Genomic DNA, 18853 nt, shown 5'->3' with positions numbered 1-18853 from the left:
GTCGGTTAAGTTGATTCTAGGAAGTCAAAAACATCGAGAAACCGCACATGTGTCGTTTGCGGTGGACGGCGCGTCTCTAGAAAACGGCCAAAAGGACCAAGCCAGCCGCACCATTCTGCGAAACCCTGGCTGAGAAGCGGGGAAACGGATTCGGTGCTTGCTTGAATCGAAGAAAACACAACTTCAGCAATGATGATGCTGCCCAGCGGACCCATGGAATCACCAAACCCAGGTGAAACGCTGGCTTCTTGCAGCAAATAAAGCCAGAGCGGTAGCGTTTCAATGTTCAGACCCAAAGGACGAAGACGACCGCTCTCGAGCGCGTCTTCTGGCATAGGCGTCAAACGGGCTATCCCTGCCAGACGAGGATGCCGAGCTACGATGTGCGCAGCACACGCATATCCAGGTGGCAGGTGTTGGCCCTGACGTAGGTTGATCTCAACTATCGACTTTCGTGTTCCATCGAAGGGCGGTCTATTCATCGCGTGCACAATGGCGCAGTCGATACGGCCTGCAGGCTGTTGGTCAATGATTCGCCAGTCAACGTTTTCTTCGGCGCTGAACGGTTGGTCACGGAATCGAGCGAATAGCTCTGGCATTGGATGAAGCCGCAGCCGTCCCCGTCGTCGGTTGAGTGTGTATGCATTACGTACCATACTGTGGCCGATTCGAAATGCTCCGAACGCGAACGAGTCGGGGATTTTGGTAAACCTGGTGCTGTCTAGAATTTGAGGCCCAGCGCGCAGATAGTGCTCATAGACGGGACGAGAAATGATTTGGCTGAGAAAGTCTGTTACGGCAACGAATTGGAACGCCCTGACCGTAATCTGCCTAGCATAATGTAAAGGATCGCACTCCTCGTTTGCGAGAGCGTAATCGACCATACGATTGTGAAAACGAAGCCATGTTGCGTGCATCTGCGACACAAGGTGGTTTTCGTCGTTACGCGGATCGGCGATAAGTGCCTTAGCAGAGTATCGATCACGCGCCAAATCGGAACCTGAGGTTGGATCGCCGGGCAACTTGCCCAGCACAAACCGCCCCGCGGAGTCGATTGGTGGGCGAGGGTCGTCCGTGCCTGCATGTCCGTATAAGCTTCCGAGATTCATCGTGGGTTCGACCACCAAGTCAGGAAACAGAGAGGTGCTGGGAACAATCTCGTGAGCGATCATCTGGCCCACATAAGTGACAATGGCCGAAGTTTCGCTACCCGAGGTAGGGATGTGTTGACTAAGCATCTGAGCGCGCACGGCGCTTTGCTGACCTTGGCTCAGTGCAGGCGCCGAGGGTAGCCCGGAGAACAAAGGGTCAGGGAAGGTGTCGATGCTACGGTAGTAGTTCGACGAAGGAGCAATATCCGCGCCAAACTCCGGCGGAGGCTCAAGCAAGAATGACATTTAGGTATACCCCTGGGCCGCGTTTGCATGTCGCAGCTTTGTGTTTTGTTGTGTGACGAGTTCATTCGACCGCTTCGCGCGCGAACATACTAGTGGCCACTTTTGCCTTAGTGCGCTGGGTCAGTTGAACCTCTCATCTGGCGCTTCGATTTGCCTCGCTCCAACACAAATTAGTGCTATCTTAGGACAGCGCGTGATGCTCAAGCTTGATCCGGACGATTTCTGAGATGACGACATTGGCTAAAAAAAATTCATTTAGCCTGAGGTCGAGCGACGTGCCTTGCTATGGCCTTCCTTGGCGATTGAAAAAAGCGCGTCAAGGCCTATCCAAAAGCACTAGGTTGGTTTCTCGAGCTGCGCAGGGCAGGTACTGAGTCGAACAACGTAAAGCCCAGCGATATCTTGGGTGCTGTGAGAGCTCTACCATGATCAGAAGCAGAGTTAGGCCTGAACAGTCGAAACTGATTTCCGACCCATTTATCAGCATTCGGGTCTACAACTGATAGATCCATCCTCTAATACACGACACTTGGTCGGGCAAGGCGCTCCAAAACTCAATGTCATCTCCGAAGGCTCTTTTAGGACTACTTCGGAGACGATTAGGTCCTCAATACCCTCGGCACGCAGAACTTCCGTGAGCTTAGATGCTAAGTCTTCATTATTGAAAAGCTCCGTGATCTGTTGGGCCTGAGATTTGCTTTTCGAAATTTCTGCCATTTTGCTTTTCTCCTATTGTTCAATGGACAGCGAGAGCTCAACTATTGAATCATTGCCGTAATCAGCCAACATCACCACATCCCCAACTTCTTTGGTGACGTTTCTGGATAGAAACACTGAGAGACCATCTGTTTTAGCTGTGAACTCGAGCTTTTCGGTACCGAATCGTACTGCAGTAATCTGTTTTAGGTTCTCGCCTTGGTATTGCACGCTACCGGCACTGTTCTTCTTGGCTGTTGCACTCGAAGACACCTTCGGTTTTTTCGTTTGAGCTGGGGCGCTCGGTGACTGCAGTATGGTTGGTTCAAAATAGCCGCCAAGAAACACAATGACCTTTTTTTGGGTTCCAAGCTCCGTGTGCTTTCCTGAAATGGTTACCAGGTTGTCGTTTTGTACGGTGTGCTCATAGTATTGTCCGGCATAAATTCTCAGTGTCGGAGATGTGTCATTTTTGTTTGCACTACCAAAGCCGTGACCGGTTAGTCCCCAGACTACGTTATCGCCCTTGCGCTCAAGTTGCTGTACCGAAGTGACTGCAATAGGAGGATGAAATACTGCTGTTGTAGAGAAATTGGGTCCGAGAAATGGAATGGAAATTTCGAGTTCTTGATCTTGCTTAAGAAGTGACTGAGGCACTTCAACTGCAGCTACCAACGAGTTTTGGTCTGCTTTGAATCTAGCGTTCTCAATCTCGAAGACGTGATCACCGATGCGCAGAAACGCATTGCGACCTAAGAGCGAGGCCTGGTTCAGCGCCCCGCACCGATCTTGAAGCTCAACCGTCAGCTCTCGAAAAGCGCCTTTGGCCATCCCGCCAAGGCGAAATGAACTTAGAACGAAGCCAGGCAAATCCTCCGCTCCCTTGTGTTGGACTACAGTCGAGAAGCCGTATTTTTGACCAGTGATTCGGACCTCGTTTGTCAAGACGCTTTTTGTATCGACTACAAACTCAATACGTTCGTCTGAGGGGTGTGATAAAGCTCCGTTCTCTGCAGTTATCTGCTGCGATCCTACGTATACCCGCGAGCCCCTGAAAAGGTTGCTGCCCGTCACCGTGACTAAGAGCTTTTCGTTGCTAAGCGAGCTGGCTGTGGCCGTGTCTACTATTGGAGCGAGGCTTTCTTGAAGGGCTACAGAGCCAATTACTTGAAAGTCCGTGGTCGGCCCTGCCTCTGATTCCTCAATCGTGTTTCTGGGTAGCCGATCCTTGATATCGTATCGGTTCCAATAGGTGTTGGTAGAGATCGTTAACTCATAGGCATCTGGATCATCTAAGTCATCTAGTGCCAAGGCCACGAACAGGTAACGAATGCCTGGAGTTACGCTCGTTTGATTCAAGACCGGGCGGAACTGCCATCCAAAGGATACCTTGTTCCCGTCAGGAATTGGAGGTTGGAACGCAACGGTGTCCGCGTCCTTATACACATAAAAAACCTCCGAACTTGATCCACCGGCGAGACCGAGCGTGAAAATGCCCGTTAACGCCGCCGCGCCGAAGGAGCCGCTTTTGCTGGATAGCGCGACAGCATTGTAGGTCTTTTCTTCGGGCATTAGTGCGACAATGCTTGGCCGCTTGTCCGAAGAGTGTTTCGGCTTAACCGTTATGGTTACGTTGGCAGCGTGATCTTCATGCTTAGAAGTCGGATTGAGGCTGATTCTAAATCCTAGCAGTGCATGTTTTTTGGCCCCTTTTTTGCCGCCTTTTTCGAGGTAACGGTCAGTTATAGACTGGTTTAGGAGAAGCCGCAGATTCCCGATTTGATATTGAAGGTTGACTTGCTCGGATAATAGGTCTTGTGCCGACCCACCAAATCCAGAGACAGGAAGAGAAGTGGCCGTGGCAGTAGGCAAGGCTGGGGCTGTTTGACTTAGTGAGTCTTGCGTAATGGTTTCTTTTGTAGGCGACAGAGACGCGCCATCTGATGCTTCGCTGATTGTCTCGATCTTTGGTAGGGGCACAGGTGACAGGTTCAGCGCAAAGTTCCTGGTACGCTGATTCGATCCCTGATAGTTTCCTAGTCGACTACCAATTTTGGTTCCATCAATCGCCTGCAATTGTGCAAGCTGTTGATTTAGATCGAGGAGTTGTTCCTCCAGATATGCATACGGGAATTGCTTTGGCGGACTAACCACGATGCCGTTACCCTCAAGTTTTTCAGCCGCGTTGAGGGGGTTTGAAAAAATGGTCATTCCAAGTACTCCAAATGTCACTGTCAATATGCGTTTCATTCTCTTTCCTAAACGAATTCTTGGATCACAAGGTAAGTCAGTGATGAGCGACTCAAGAGCTATCAAAAATTGGTCATTGCGTATTGCACTGCTGCCTGTGCGTTGGCGAGACCATGGCCGGTAGCCAAATCTGGCCCGAGCATCGCAGGATTATTGAAGCGGGGATGACAATTCCCTACTCGCACATCGATTGCCGATACAGTTATCGCCTCTATCACCTGTTTGGGCTTCGCAGCTGGTCGGGCTTCGAGAATTAGCGCAGCAATGCCAGCCAGTTGCGGGGCGGCGGCAGAGGTACCCGAAAACAAAGCCCAACCATCATTAGCCTGCGTTCCGTCTCCGGCCGCTGTTCCGTCAGGCAAGCTTTGATCTATGTCTAACTGGCATCCAGCCGGTATCGGCAGCATTATGTAATCTGCCCTTGGAAGCAGACCAACCAGACCACACACATCGGGCACGATACGATTATTGATCCAAGGACTCTTGTATCCGCTAGCGTAATCCGAGGCACGCAGATCGATATCGTTTTCCATGAAAACACCACCGGCTCCGAGCACGCCAGGCACCTGTGGCTCGATGGTAAACGAGCCATTTCCAGCCGAAAAAACCACGACTATTCCTTGCTGAACTGCATCTAATATTTCTAGGGCCCACGTAATGTCGGCCTGGGAGGGCGGAACCTGGTTGGAAGGATTGTATGGCCCATTCCCACCCCAGGAGTTAGTGAGAATAGCCGGCGTGGCCGCTTTAGCACTGAGGAAACCAGCGATTGCGCCGACTAATTTTCCTTGGTCGTTTGACGCTCTATACGGGTCAAGAATCGCTCCTGGAGCGGCAGCAAAGATATTGGCGGCTTCCCCAGTACCGTGGCCGACCGGATCATGGCCAGGATCGGTCCCCGGTACCACAGTTGTGGTGGTTCCAACGTCGTATCCATGAGCAGCGAAGTAAGGATGAGCCTGCTGACCGGAGTCAACCATAGCGACTGTTACTCCGGCGCCCGTTATTCCACTTCGATGAACGGCCGGCGCACCTAGTCCAAGCGCGACGTCGCCTGGCACACGCAGATGGAATTTGGTTGATGACGGCGGAATCGGCGATGGTTGAATGCCAGCGTACTGCCGGGGGCTCTCCAACATCACCATTTCAATGGCAGTGCTTTTGCCTTTTATTTTTCCACATCCACAATCTTGAGGCTGGCCATTGCCCTGAATATCAATGTGGCTGACGTATCTTTGCCGCGCTCCGTGGCTATACATCAGCTGTTCCTGCATAACCAGTTTTCCGCCAGTAAGCTCCTCGTAAGCCGCGCCCGGGCCTGCTACAGCATACCCAAGAGGGCTTTCAGCCAAGATAGTTAAGCCAGCCGTCTCCGCCATTTTGTGAGCTTTGTCTGCGTCGGCCCGCTTCGAATGAAAAGGCTTCGCAGACCGAGGCAATGATGTGAGCTGATCGCAGGGCTTTCCGCCTTTCGACTTCGCCGAGATGTAACCGGTGATGACGTCTGGAAGGGCATTGCTTGATGCCATGGTGAAAGGAAGTTGTGATGAAGGTTGTATGTGTTTAGCCATATTTCTTCCTGCTCACCTTGCTCGGTTGTGGCTATTCCTGATAATCCGGTGGAGGTCGCACACTGATGTCCGACACCCACTCATTTAGCGGTCCAGGCAGATCGCCAATCTGTAACACGCGGAGCTGCTTTGCAGTTTGGGACTCTGTACCCCGAACAAGCAGGCCGTTGCGCATGGGCAAAACACTGTAGCCTTGCGCCTCAAACCAATCGGCGCAGGCACTTTTGGCCCTGGCGTTTCCGACGCCTTCTGCAGTCAGCGTGACAACCGCTTCAACGTACATGTGCATTGGCGGATCCGAATCTCTCACTGTGACTTTTTTCTGAGTTGGACTCTTAGGGGCAGGATTTGGGCTGTCGTCATCATCGGGGCCAGGAGTGCAACCTACCAACAACAAAAGGTGGGTAAGCAATACTGACCATCTAAGCAATGAGAAGTTGGGAAGGCTTTTTTTGAGATTAAGAAGGGTCATTTCATTGCGGCCTCATCTTAGGTTCTTTTTAAACTACTGTGTTTCTATCCGAACACCAGTCTACTACCAAGACTGGAGCTTCAAAGAAGCAGAGTTAACGGTGCGGCCCTCGCTGGGTGAGAGTTTCGGCCGACCATACGCACTCTTCTAGATGCATATCCACCTAGAGAGCGTCACTTGCAGACTTCAAGAGAAGATCATCTAAGCAGATGGATCGCGTCTTTGGCTAGAAAACTAAGAAACGCGAGGTCAACGAGGACTGAGCGTACCCGCACAAACAGCATTGTGGTCGCGATGTTTATGCATGTTGCAATGTCGGTTTCTTTATCCGGCTGCAATACTTTTCCAGCAACAGCGAGTAACGAGACCGACCGACAAATGACGTGTCGGCAATATCGCGAACATGCCAGGTCGAGCGCGGATGCTATTCGTTGTGCACAGTATCCCGAATTGCATGCAGCAGATACGGGGCAAGCGACCATGATGTTGTCGGCTCTCGGCAATTCACGTGGGAGCACAACTTTCATGCCCAAGATTTGGCAGTGTCCATCCGTCACACACTTGTCAGTCAATGCTTACGCGCGCAAAGCTGTATCCCCTGAGTGCATCGGTCGCCGAAAATATCAAAAAGCGAAAGTCAATGAGCGACAGTCAGCTTTGCTTGATGGAGCACATGCCCTGCGGTGCGCAACTCTGGAGGCCGGATTTCTGCTTGGTGGTCAAAGCAATGGCGATACGCCTGGGAAATCCCTGGTTGGTGCATGCGATGACGCAACAAAGCTACTAAGACGCCAAACTCGCCAGGTACGCCCTCACGGCCCCGAGTTTGCATTGTTGGCGGACCTGGCTGAGAGAGTATGCTTTCAGACCAATGGCAAGTCTGCTACCGGAGTTGAAGCAGCACTTGTTGAACAGCGACTAAATGAAGTTAGGCACCTCATCGAGGTCTCTATTGACGTTGGGAGAGCAATAACAAACACAGATGCTAACGAACTGAATCCTCTGACCGTGCGGGACAAACTGCCAAGCATTCTTGTCGCTCATGCGCAATTACACGGAGATAGCTTGGCTCAAGAATGCTGTTGCGAGAAACAAACACAGATTTCGGAATGTCGAGAGCAGAACGCTCCCAAGGTAGATCGAGATGTGTTTGCACTCATTGAAGAGCTCACGGAGGCAAACGCCAGCTTAAATCGTCATCTGTCAGTTTGGGGCTGCCCAGGCAACGTCGAACAAGAGAATGCCACATCGGCGGAGACTTCTCTCAGCCAATCATTTGGCCCGAAAGCCCATGGAATATGCACAGTTGCAGCCATGCCTGGTCGAGCAGAGCGCCGACGACACAACCCTCTCAGTGCCAGGGAGGTGCTGGAAGATGACGCATTCCATCTTGATTTGCAGGCAAAATCAAAGTTTGCGATCGCCTTTTGTCAAAAAATAGCCCACCCCACTAACTCAGGCCATGTGCTTTCAGTCGGCGAGCCCGGTACCCAAGCGGAGTTTTATCTCGAGGCACGTTATCAGAGGCCAAGCTCCTGCGATTCGGTCGACTTTCTGTTGATTCCACAGTGGCGTAAACGGGTATTTGATGGAGCGTTTGCTGAATCACCGGGAGCGGACAGTGAATTGCTTGGAGAGATCTGCAGAAAAAGATGTGGCTTTGAAGAATCTCAATCCGGCCCGGAGAGCGGCTCCTATTGTGGGCCATTACTGAGGCCACGGGTTGAGTCGCAGTCACAACTATCGAAATGTATTTGTCACAAGCAATGCCTAAACAGACAACCAACAAAGCCGGCCTGTTTGGATGAGAGCTTGTTGGATACGTTTTGATGCAACTGAGCACAGTGAAACTAGGTAAGTTCCTAGCGCTGTTACTTTCATTGGATTTTTCCTGCCAATCGCAAGCTAATGAAATCGAACAAGGCCTCACGATTGAACGCATGCGCAATGCTTTTGAACAGATAGCAGAAGCGCAAGACCTTCAGAGCAGACGAGCTGACGACGCGTTACTGGCAGAGTTGATAAACCTGCATCAACAACGCGAAGCCCTTGCGTTACAGATCGGGCGCCTAGCCGAAGCTGCAGGTAACAATCAAAACGCTTTCGAGAGCGAACTCAATGAGATTGGTGAAATCGAGACATTGTTGATCTCGCTGTTCGAAGATCGCAATTTGGAATTGGTTTCAGCACTATCCGATCTAATCCCTGAACTTGAGAAGCGGCAACGAGAACTGTTTGCTGCAATTCTTGAAAAAGAAAAGGACTTTGGTGTCGCAAAAGAAAATCACGATGCGTTGTTAAGTGAGATTCGAGAGCTAAACGTGGGTTTGAGAACAAGCCTTAACCTAGTTGGTAGGACCGCTACTGATACACCAAAACGTGCCGAAGATCCGCTTTCAAAACCAGCTGGCAGGGTGGCAGATCAACTGGGACCGTTTTCTGTACTTCCAGAGATTTACGGTAAAAACACAAGATACCTGTCGTTCGTCGCCCTGGTTTCTGATCCTCGTGTTCCCAGATTGCGAAGGAATTTTGATCTTATGGTGGAAGCCATCACGAGAGCACACACGGACAGAAACTACGTGCAAGACAGATACTACTTTCCATGGATGAAAGATGAACCGTTCGTGGACCGATTACCCTCGGTCGATGAATATGAGCAGCACGCCGCATGCGCAGAATTTCGGACGTTACTTCTTACCCAGTTTGCGCGTCAAGAGCTGTCTGAGTTCGACAAATGGGCGTTGGACTTTTGTACTCGGTACCAGACTCGGACAGAGCCACCTAGTTCAGCAGGAAGTGAGCCGCAGAATGCTTGCCAGGACGAACATCGGACATGCGAGTGGCGGGCTACGCGCCTTCAGACAACGCGACAAAAGCTATCTCAGCTTTTGTGCTATCCAACCGAATCGTCATGCTTACCTGACATTGCGGAAAATCGTAGAACAACAACAATTCTCCCGAGCAAAGATTTTGGGATTATGACCTTCAGAAAAGATCTTTGGCGTGAAAACGGAAGCCAAAGTGAGTCTAGCGATTATAGATACGAGGTAATAGCGGTTTATCTAGTGGCAGATCGTCCGAGCGCAGGGGTAAATGGAAACGCTCTTCTTTCTGCGATTACCTACTCTCAGGCTCATCAAACACTCTCCCCTTTGGAGTTTTATGAGCAGATTGTCATCGGTCCTACGACATCTGGAGGACTAGCCGGCCTAGATCCGGTCGGAGAAATATTCCAGAAGGCAAACCAACGACTTTCCTTGTGCAACCAAGCAGACCACCCGTGCTTAACAGTTATTGCGCCCCACACAACGGCAGAAAAGAATCGGCTTTTCGCCGCGGAGTCACCGTATTTGCAATTGAGGCAACTAGCGGGTGTCGATAAAGACAGAATTGAAAGAATTGTTAGATCGGTAACTTCAGGTCAGAGAAATGAACTGGCACGTAGTTGTTCGGATCTTTATGTGCTATCGGAAAATTCGACCTGGGGAAGCGCATTTAGCCAAGCACTCGGGAAAAGGTGTGCGCCGAATGAACCATTTGCGTCGCTCACATTTCCTAGAAATCTATTTGAAATCTACGCTACGACTCAAACTCAAGAGTCTGACCTGAACGGATCGTTACCTCAGATTCCTGATTTTTCCCCAATTCTAAAAAAAACCCGAGAACTTAGCCTCGGATGGGATCAAGGCGCTGAGTTTCCTAATAGCTATTCCACCGCAACGACAAGCCGTTCTTTAGAGTTGGTGCTTGGTCAAAAGCTTACGATGCTCGAACGGTTGGTGAATGATAGAAGGTCAAGAGTTCCAACCTTCCTAATATTGGCGACGGACGTGCGCGACAAACTATTTATGGCGAGATCTATACGATCCCGATTCCCAAATGGTCAATTGGTTGTGCCTGAAGCTGATTCGCTGCTTACGCATCCAGACTATCTGGACGCAACTAGAGGCCTTATATCTCTCACCACGCAAGATTGGGAGTACAGTGCTTTTGAAAACAAACGATCAGAAATTGAAAAACGCTCATATCACTTTGCTAGCTGAGTTAGTCGCGACTTGATCTGACACCTAGCTTGAAGAAAGTGAGGGTTATCGGTTTTGATGGAAGTGCGAATTTTCATCAAAAACCATAGGAGATAACCCTCATGAGTCAGTCTACACAGAGGATCATTGGAAACAAACTCGGATTGCTGAATCTGGCGGAAGAACTGGGCAACGTATCGAAGGCTTGCCAGATGATGGGCGTATCGCGAGATACGTTTTACCGCTACAAATCGGCAAAAGAAGATGGCGGCGTTGAAGCGCTGCTGGACAAGAACCGCCGCAAACCGAATCCCAAGAATCGCGTCGAGCCGCAGATCGAACAGGCGGTTTTGGATTTTGCGCTAGAGTTTCCCGCGCACGGCCAGGTCAGGGCGAGCAACGAGCTGCGTAAGCAAGGGATCTTTGTCTCAGCCAGTGGCGTTCGGAGCATTTGGCTTCGTCACCAACTGCAAAGCCGGAAATTACGCCTGCGAGCTCTGGAGACCAAGATGGCTGAGGAAGGCTTGGTGCTAACCGAAGCACAAGTCATTGCTTTGGAGCGGCAGAAAACGCTGAACGAAGCCCACGGTGAGATCGAAACAGAGCATCCTGGCTATCTGGGATCCCAGGACACCTACTACGTCGGCACCATCAAGGGTATCGGCCGGATCTACCAGCAGACGTTCGTGGATACCTACAGCAAAGTCGCTGCCTGCAAGCTGTATACGACGAAGACGCCGATCACGGCAGCTGAGCTGTTGAACGATCGGGTTCTGCCTTTGCTTGAAGCTGAGGGCGTGGACCTAATACGGGTGCTCACCGATCGCGGCACCGAGTATTGCGGCAAACCTGAGCGCCACGACTATCAGCTGTTCCTGGCGATCAACGACATCGACCACACCAGAACGAAGGCGTACAGTCCGCAGACTAACGGAATCTGCGAACGGTTCCACCGGACGGTCAAAGAGGAGTTCTACGAGATCGCGTTCCGCAAGCGCGTCTACACGAAACTCGAAGACCTGCAGGCGGACCTGGACGCCTGGGTGGATCGCTACAATCACGAACGCACGCACCAGGGTAAGATGTGCTGCGGAAGGACACCCATGGAGACGTTGCGTGATGGACGCGCTTTGTGGGACGAGAAGGTCAGCGCGTTGAACTGACCTGACACCGGACGTGCTCCGTCAGAACCGGTAACTGTCAGATCGGGTCGCGACTACTACAGCTAGCGATGATGCAGGCCTCTATTACGAAGCTGCAATTGCCTTCATTGATCGACGTAGTCATTGTTGGCATGCGCTTTCCGGTGACAGCTTTGAAAGCCGCTTCATTTCGACCAATTCGGGTCGTCCATGTCGAATAGACACAATTGTCGCTTCACGCGACGGATTCCGAAAAATTCCGCATTATAACTTTAAGGCCCAAAACCACCGATGGATGTCGAGTATTGGCTTCGGTTCCGCATTTGCAGTCCTGGGCCTGGTTTTGAGTTTGTTCGTGAGACAGCATTCTGAACAGACGCCGTTTAGCAACCACAGATCCGTCAACGTCGTCTGGTTTCCCAAACTTCGCCTCGCTATCTCTTTAGTCTATCTGCTGCTTGGATTGATCGCAGTAGCATTCTGCCACCGCTGGTTTTCTTTGCCTTTGACCTGGGCGTCGATTGGCGTAGTGCTGCTGCCAGTGTTGGTATTTGTTTTTTCTCTCCGATCCCTAGCAATTCTTGATTGGCAGGTAATGACGGTCGACGTAGCCAGGTTTTGGCCCCGGATAGCGAAAGATTTGGTGCTTTTTTTTCTCTTGTTGTCCTGGATCACGCTGTCCTTTGCAGCGATATATTTTGAACCAACAAATTGGGAAAGAGAAACCTCTCTACCGGATATTGCGGCCGGTTTAGCTGCGCCTTACGGGTTTTTTTTGACTTTGATATTCACTGCAGCCTTGGTTCAATTTGACGAGAATTCAAAATTCTTCAAGCAGTACTCTAAAGCGATCTTGGCCAAAAATTTGGCTAAGCCGGAACAGTATGAATCTTGGAGCTTTCCGTTTTTGAGTAGCCTTAGAGTTGATTTTGTTGGTGGTCTACTGGGGTTAGTTACAGGCCTATATGTTCTGCTATTTATTCGGGGGCTAGAGAGTTTTTCGCATCCGGCGCAGCCAATATGGACGGTATTTGTCTCTCTCGGGCCACTCCTTGTCGGCCTTGCATCAATTTCCGGTATCTGGCTCGCCTGGACGCTTGTTCAGCGAACAAGCAGGGAGGATCAGGTTTTAGCTCCCGTTGCAAACGAAATCAGCATCCCTGAGAAGGTGAGTACACCACTTGCAGTCCCTAAGTCGGCTATCTTGGTTGACCTCGACCAACTCTTGCAGCGACCGCAAGCTCCGTCGTCGCTCGTTACGGCCGTAGCGCATAAGATAAGGACAATCCGGGGCGCACTTATATTGGGGATGGGCGCATCTTTCTCCGGCGTATTGCTTACCTTTGCTACGCCAATCCCTTTTCAATCGGATCACCTGGGTCTGTACCTGGGATTGCAAATCATGGCTGCACTGGTCACGGTCTTATCAGCTGCTAGTTTAGAAAAGTGTCCGAACATACGTAAACTGTTCTGCCAGGGCGAGTCTAATCCAAAACGGATCGTCTTTTTCCTTAGCACTTATCTTGTTGTACCGCTGATTTTGGTGTCAGTCGGAATACTCATTTCTTCCCAACCAGGAATGCTCGAACTGACCGAGCAGACACTACTGCCATTTCTGTTGCGGTGGCTTGGATAAAAGGCGTAAAGAGTCAAAAAATGAACCCAAGCGATTTATACCCCAATGTGGGAAACGAGATAATCCTCACTTGGTTGCTGATTTCTCTTGCTTTTATTGGATTGGTCGCACTGCTGTCGATCGTATTCGTTCGCGGTGTCATGGCTTCGAAAATGGCAAAGGTCAGAACGTTGACCTATGAATCACAATCCGAACTTAACGATTTAAATGCGCAAACCAAGTCGTTGCTAAATGACCTACGAGACACGCAGCAGGAAATCACGCTGCAAGTAGATAATCTACATTCTGAGTTGTCATCGTTCGAGCAAGCAAAAGAGGATTTGGAATCGAGCAAGACGGCCTTTGTTGAAAAAATGGATAGGACAGAGGCGGTGGTCGAAAGATGGCTTTCTGCTTACGAAATTGCAAAGGATAGCGTGAAAAAAGTAGTGGAAGAACGAAATTCGGTTGTCGATATGAGCCGAGAGATCGAATCTCACCGCAAGACAATGGAGGACGGATCACAGGTAATTTTGCAGAGTCAACGTGAGCTCGGGATGCTTGTTGAGGAATGCAGAGATGTGCGAAATGTCCTGCGACGTCGATCACTGGTAGTGTCGGAAAGAAAACGGGAGGTTGTTTTACACGCGGAGAATGCCAAGGAGTTTTCTGAGAGTTGCGCAGATGCACGCATGGCAGCTGAATATTCGAAAAACGTTGCACAAAAAGCTGCCGCTGACGCTCATTACAGCGTACGAGAGGCTTCCAGAATTACCCGCGAGTTGTTAGGCACCTCGGAAAGCGTAGCGGAGATACAACGGTTGCTTGGGCAAGAAATTGATCAGATTCGCGCTGAGAATAGACGCTCTGCAGGAAAGGTGAAGAAGAGAGAAGGACGACTGAAAGCTCAGATCGACCAGCTCGCGGAATTACTTGCTAGGGCTCCTAGGCTTTCGCCACAATCAGTTCAAAGCGCAGCGACTGAAAGGCTGGACGCACCCATTAACCTCAATACATCCTCGTTTACTGAACTCACAAAGCTCACCATGGTCGGTAGAACCAGAGCTCGAGCAATTTTGAGTCACAGAGAAGAGCAAGGGTTTAAGAAGATTGATGATTTGTACGGTGTAGTTGGATTAACGCAATCGGTTGCAAAGAAAATCCTGGACCATAATCAGGGACGAATAACAGTTTGATATTCTGAATGCCGCTTAACCGCGTTAGACGCATATGCGTGAAGTTAGGTATGTCGGTAGATAAATAGAATGGGGCAGTATAATGAAGGCCGATCTACAATGGTCACTGAGCCCCTCACTTGAACCACCCCGGGTTTTCCGGAGACTCCAAATGTTGAGAAACTGGAGTCATGAACAAGAAATCCCCACGCTATTCCCCAGAAGTCCGCGAGCGAGCGGTTCGTCTATTTGAGGAAGCCCTGAAAGACCATTCATCCCGCTGGGCGGCCACCAAGTCGGTAGCAGAAAAGATCGGCTGTACGACTGAGTCGCTGCGTCGCTGGGTCAAGCAGGCCGAGATCGACCAGGGTAAACGCGATGGTTTGAGCAGCAGCGAACGCGAAGAAATGAAAGCCCTGAAACGGGAGGTCAAAGAACTGCGCCGAGCAAATGAGATCCTGAAGACGGCATCGGCTTTTTTCGCCCAGGCGGAGCTCGACCGCCGGTTGAAGAAATGATCGCTTATATCGACCAACACAAGGATCGATTCGGAGTCGAGCCGCTCTGCGCTCTGTTACCGATCTCATCATCCAGCTACTACGCTTACAAAGCGCGTGAAGCCGATCCCGACCTCCAGCCCAACCGCTGGCATCGGGACGAGGCACTGAAGCCAGAGATTCAGCGGGTGTTTGATGAAAATCGCCGGGTCTATGGCGCGCACAAGATCTGGAAGCAACTTCATCGCGAAAACTATGTGGTGGCCCAGTGTACGGTCGAGCGGTTAATGAGGGCTCTGGGTATCCAGGGCATCGTACGCGGTAAGCGACGAAAGACCACCATTGCCGATGAGTCCGCTGACCGGCCATTAGATCTGGTGAATCGGCAGTTTATCGCGGACGGTCCGAACCAGCTCTGGGTGGCCGACTTTACTTACGTCTACACCTGGCAGGGCGTGGTCTTCATCGCCTTCATCATTGACGTGTTCAGCCGAACGATTGTGGGCTGGCGCGTCAGTCGAACGATGACAACAGACCTGGTCATGGACGCTCTGGAGCAGGCGCTGCATGCGCGACAAAGCGGCAGCGGACTGATCCATCATAGCGACAGGGGCAGTCAATACCTTTCCATTCGCTACACTGAGCGGCTTGCTGAGGAAGGCGTGGTGGCCTCTGTAGGCAGTGTGGGAGACTCTTACGACAATGCCCTGGCTGAAAGCATCATTGGCCTGTACAAAGCCGAGCTGATCGAAAAGGAACGACCCTGGAAAACCCTCGACGAGGTCGAATACGAAACCTTCAAATACGTCGATTGGTTCAACCGCCAGCGGCTGATGGGACCGATCGGTGACGTGCCGCCCATAGAGTTTGAACAGGCCTTCTACGAGGCACAAAACGGTCAGGCCACAGTGGTCTGACTCACACGAAACAGTCTCCGGAAAACCCGGGTTGGTTCACGGTGTCCTAGCGTTCGCTCAGCGCCAGCTTCACGCCGAGAAACCCAAAGGTGGCGGCAAAGCCTCGCTTCAGCCAGTTCATAACCTCCGGTCGGGAGATCACGTAGTCGCGGGCGAGCGACGCGCACGCGCCGTAGGCGATAAAGACGGCGAAGGTCAGCAGCATAAATACCGCTGCCAGCAGCACTATTTCCAGCGTTGCGCCACTGCGCTGCGGGTCAACAAACTGTGGGAGAAACGCCAGAAAAAACAACGACAGCTTAGGATTCAGGACGTTGATCAGCGTGCCGTTGAGTGCGGTTCGCCAATGCGGTTCCGCCGTGCGATTTTCGTCGACGTCCAGCGTGCCGCCGCTGCGCAGGATGCTGTACGCCATATAGAGCAGGTAGGCGACACCCAGGTATTTCACGACCTGGAATGCCAGCGCACTGGTGTGGAAAACGGCCGCCAGGCCCACCAAGCTGGCAGCGGCAGCCGGAACAATCCCGATGGTGCAGCCGAAGGCCGCCGCAACGCTCGCCCAAAATCCCCGACCTAGGCCGACAGCCAGCGTATAAAGAACGCCGGTGCCGGGTAGCGGTATCACCACCAGCGACGTCAACACAAACTCGATACTCATTAATCCCCTCCAGCTGGACCGGTCCGATAACCGTTCGGACTGGCTATATCCAAAGTAGGACTGCCGACGCCGCGCCAGGTTCAAAATCACGGCGAAGCGGGCAGCGTCCCTAGGCACTTACCGCCAGCCTACCGATTTATCAGGCAAAAAAACCAGTGGGAGGACGTTCGGGTCAATCGCACGTTACTAAAAACACCTATCCAACCAAACGTGGGGAGACACGAATGAAACTACCGTATTCCGAACCCGATCCAGCCGGATCCGAGCGAGCGCGAAAGGCTCGCGCGCAGCGCAACCTGGCGACAGAAATATCCCGTCTGACGCCCCAGGCGCTGACCCGAACAAACGACGAAGAGGCAGACTTTTCGCCGACCTATCCCTCGAATTTCACCAAAGGGCTGAAGCACAACGCCTGGGGCTTGGTCGAAGAGCCCGAAGCCTATCGGTGCTTCGTCGAGGCGATCAACGCACCCGATCCGACGCTCTTTGAAAAGCAGGTTGTTTCCGCGTCGCCTGACGACTTTCACTGCAAACCCAAGAAGGGCGAACCCTTCGACTGGCGCGGCTGGGAAAGCCCGCGCTCGGGCCACGTGTACGAATTGCAGGGTCCAGATGCGGGAGCCGTTGGCATGGCGCCGGCGCCGCGAATCGCTTCGTCTGAGCTGGCCGCGGAAATGGCAGAGGTCTATGCCCTGGCGCTGCTGCGCGACGTTCCCTTCACCACCATCGCCGAAGGTGGGGGCCGCAAATTCTGCGCGTCCAACCCGCGCGCCGGCAACGCCGAGCTGTCCGCTCAGCAGCTCGTGAAGCTGCTCAACAGCATGCCGTTTTACTCCGGGAAAGGGGTCAAGTCCTCAACCCCGCACCAGGTAGACGAGACGGGCTTCAACCGGTTTGAGCGCAATCGACGTTTCGGCAGAACGCTGTCGCTCGACGGCAAGCTGACGCCGGCCTCAGCTTTTCGCGGATCAACCAAAGGCGCCCATGCTGGACCCTACATCTCACAATTCATGCTGATCGGTGCCGGCGGGACGCTCAAGGAAGGGCTGGTGCCCTACGGCTCGCTGTGCATCGATCAGCGCACGCAGAGCCAGAAGAACTGCCTGGACTATATGACCAGCTGGTGTGAGTGGCTGGATGTACAAAACGGCGCCGACCTGCGCGGCCTCGACCTGTTCGAAAAGAAGAAGCGCTTCATCGCAACACCGCGAGACCTCGCAACTTACGTGCACTTTGACGCGCTCTACGAGGCCTACCTGAACGCTTGCCTCATCATGCTTGCCATGGGCGTACCAAACTCCAAGGGCTTTCCGGAAACGAGCCCATCAGGTCGGCGGACGCCGTTTGCCACGTTTGGCGGACCGCACATACTCAGCCTGGTCTGCGAGGTGGCGACGCGCTGCCTGAAGGCAGTGCGGCGGCAGAAGTTCAACTACCATCGACGGGCACGACCCGAAGCGATGGGCGGACGCTTCACCCTCGCCTGTGCCGGCGGCAAAACCGCGCAGGCGCTCGGATGCTCGGAGGAAGCATTCGATCACGCGCTGGCTGAGTTCCCGGCGGCGCTTCGGAAGGCTATCACCGACCACAACCGAAAGCAGAACGCGCTGACCCATCGGCCGTTCGACTGCCGCGGCAACTGTCTGCCCCGGGGGCTTACCGCCAAACGGTTTGACGCCTGCAACCTCCTGCTGCCCATGGCGTTCCCCGAGGGTTCGCCGATGCATCCAGCATACGGCGCCGGACACGCGACGGTGGCCGGTGGCTGCGTCACGATGCTCAAAGCGTTTTTCGAGATGTACGACGACTGCGACAGCTTCAAAGAACGCGAGCTCCGGGTAAACGCGGATGGCCGGTACGATTCCAGCGGGTCTGCCGTGCGGTTTGTGCCGAACGCCGACGGCTCAGCCCTGGTGGGCGATGGAGGACGAAAGGCCCTGACCATTCAGGGTGAACTCGACAAGCTTGCGGCCAACATCTCCATCGGCCGCAACATGGCCGGCGTGCACTACTACTCGGACTACTACGACAGTCTTCGAATGGGTGAGCGAATCGCCGTGGGGATACTGATGGAACAAGCGCCGACCTACAATGAAACGGTGGCCTGCACTTTCAAGTCGTTCGACGGCGACCACGTCACCATCTTAGGTGAAGGCGAAAGCTGCCCGTCCCTGTCGATGCTCGGTGCCGACGGCAGCCCGGTCAGCCCTGAGGACTGGTGGCTGCGCCACGTGAGCGGCCAGGAGTTTTCCGAAGACCTCTAGCTAAGGCGGCGGCCCCAGTTTTGCTGGGGCCGCTTTTCACCGGCAACGCAACGCTTGCAAACAGTGGCCCAGTATTTCAGGCTAACGCGCAGAACGCAGATGCAGGCCCTCTCAGTCCTAATCAGGCCCTCTACCGCAACGACACGGGATGGCGGCCAGGGCACGCGCGTCAGG

General features: G+C 52.7%; 12 protein-coding genes and 1 other annotated feature. Of the genes, 7 read left to right on the top strand and 5 right to left on the bottom strand.

Annotated features, from left to right (window positions below):
• Positions 1-5: 5 nt before the first annotated feature.
• The 4 genes from AAF358_08860 to AAF358_08845 form a co-directional block, all read right to left on the bottom strand.
• Entirely contained in the window at positions 6-1397 is a 1392-nt protein-coding gene (locus AAF358_08860; GenBank protein ID MEM7705648.1) for a peroxidase family protein, read from the bottom strand.
• Between the two features lie 729 nt (positions 1398-2126).
• Positions 2127-4343, bottom strand: a complete 2217-nt coding sequence (locus AAF358_08855; protein ID MEM7705647.1) for a hypothetical protein — start codon at positions 4341-4343, stop codon at positions 2127-2129.
• Positions 4344-4405: 62 nt separating this feature from the next.
• The gene (locus tag AAF358_08850) at positions 4406-5914 is read right to left on the bottom strand and encodes a S8 family serine peptidase (GenBank protein ID MEM7705646.1); all 1509 of its coding nucleotides are present in this window, start codon (positions 5912-5914) and stop codon (positions 4406-4408) included.
• A 31-nt stretch (positions 5915-5945) separates the two neighbouring features.
• Entirely contained in the window at positions 5946-6386 is a 441-nt protein-coding gene (locus AAF358_08845) for a hypothetical protein (protein ID MEM7705645.1), read from the bottom strand.
• A 525-nt stretch (positions 6387-6911) separates the two neighbouring features.
• On the opposite strand from AAF358_08845, the gene AAF358_08840 reads away from it, so the two are divergent.
• The 6 genes from AAF358_08840 (at position 6912) to AAF358_08815 (ending at position 15757) form a co-directional block, all read left to right on the top strand.
• Complete coding sequence (locus tag AAF358_08840; protein ID MEM7705644.1) at positions 6912-8216, top strand: hypothetical protein; 1305 nt, start codon at positions 6912-6914, stop codon at positions 8214-8216.
• Entirely contained in the window at positions 8216-10432 is a 2217-nt protein-coding gene (locus AAF358_08835) for a hypothetical protein (GenBank protein MEM7705643.1), read from the top strand. Before AAF358_08840 ends, AAF358_08835 begins: the two co-directional genes overlap by 1 nt.
• Before the next feature lie 101 nt (positions 10433-10533).
• Complete coding sequence (locus AAF358_08830) at positions 10534-11574, top strand: IS481 family transposase (protein ID MEM7705642.1); 1041 nt, start codon at positions 10534-10536, stop codon at positions 11572-11574.
• Between the two features lie 334 nt (positions 11575-11908).
• Complete coding sequence (locus AAF358_08825) at positions 11909-13189, top strand: hypothetical protein (protein MEM7705641.1); 1281 nt, start codon at positions 11909-11911, stop codon at positions 13187-13189.
• 20 nt (positions 13190-13209) lie between these two features.
• Positions 13210-14364 carry a helix-hairpin-helix domain-containing protein gene (locus AAF358_08820; protein ID MEM7705640.1) on the top strand — a complete coding sequence of 385 codons (1155 nt, stop codon included), beginning with the start codon at positions 13210-13212 and terminating at the stop codon, positions 14362-14364.
• A gap of 170 nt (positions 14365-14534) precedes the next feature.
• Positions 14535-15757 (top strand): IS3 family transposase gene (locus AAF358_08815; protein MEM7705639.1). Its coding sequence is split into 2 segments (ribosomal slippage): positions 14535-14817 and positions 14817-15757, totalling 1224 coding nucleotides; the frame shifts between segments, so codons are not numbered across the junction.
• Positions 14816-14917 (top strand) — a sequence feature (AL1L pseudoknot). (Overlaps the previous gene by 102 nt.)
• 46 nt (positions 15758-15803) lie before the next feature.
• On the opposite strand, the gene AAF358_08810 is transcribed toward AAF358_08815, so the two are convergent.
• Positions 15804-16415 carry a LysE family translocator gene (locus AAF358_08810; GenBank protein ID MEM7705638.1) on the bottom strand — a complete coding sequence of 204 codons (612 nt, stop codon included), beginning with the start codon at positions 16413-16415 and terminating at the stop codon, positions 15804-15806.
• Positions 16416-16639: 224 nt separating this feature from the next.
• Here AAF358_08810 and AAF358_08805 point away from each other — a divergent pair, with 224 nt between their 5' ends.
• Positions 16640-18679, top strand: coding sequence for a bromoperoxidase (locus AAF358_08805; GenBank protein MEM7705637.1), 2040 nt, complete (start codon positions 16640-16642; stop codon positions 18677-18679).
• The last annotated feature ends 174 nt before the right edge of the window (positions 18680-18853 follow it).

Source organism: Pseudomonadota bacterium (assembly GCA_039033415.1).
Taxonomy (GTDB): domain Bacteria; phylum Pseudomonadota; class Gammaproteobacteria; order Xanthomonadales; family SZUA-38; genus JANQOZ01.
The sequence above is the reverse complement of the archived record's forward strand: the minus strand, read 5'-3'. Positions and strand labels throughout refer to the sequence as shown.

What these genes read in the sequence shown, in the direction of transcription:
- AAF358_08860 (MEM7705648.1), bottom strand. Translation starts at nt 1,397, where the DNA reads ATGTCATTCTTGCTTGAGCCTCCGCCGGAGTTTGGCGCGGATATTGCT.
- AAF358_08855 (MEM7705647.1), bottom strand. Translation starts at nt 4,343, where the DNA reads ATGAAACGCATATTGACAGTGACATTTGGAGTACTTGGAATGACCATT.
- AAF358_08850 (MEM7705646.1), bottom strand. Translation starts at nt 5,914, where the DNA reads ATGGCTAAACACATACAACCTTCATCACAACTTCCTTTCACCATGGCA.
- AAF358_08845 (MEM7705645.1), bottom strand. Translation starts at nt 6,386, where the DNA reads ATGACCCTTCTTAATCTCAAAAAAAGCCTTCCCAACTTCTCATTGCTT.
- AAF358_08840 (MEM7705644.1), top strand. Translation starts at nt 6,912, where the DNA reads ATGCCCAAGATTTGGCAGTGTCCATCCGTCACACACTTGTCAGTCAAT.
- AAF358_08835 (MEM7705643.1), top strand. Translation starts at nt 8,216, where the DNA reads ATGCAACTGAGCACAGTGAAACTAGGTAAGTTCCTAGCGCTGTTACTT.
- AAF358_08830 (MEM7705642.1), top strand. Translation starts at nt 10,534, where the DNA reads ATGAGTCAGTCTACACAGAGGATCATTGGAAACAAACTCGGATTGCTG.
- AAF358_08820 (MEM7705640.1), top strand. Translation starts at nt 13,210, where the DNA reads ATGAACCCAAGCGATTTATACCCCAATGTGGGAAACGAGATAATCCTC.
- AAF358_08810 (MEM7705638.1), bottom strand. Translation starts at nt 16,415, where the DNA reads ATGAGTATCGAGTTTGTGTTGACGTCGCTGGTGGTGATACCGCTACCC.
- AAF358_08805 (MEM7705637.1), top strand. Translation starts at nt 16,640, where the DNA reads ATGAAACTACCGTATTCCGAACCCGATCCAGCCGGATCCGAGCGAGCG.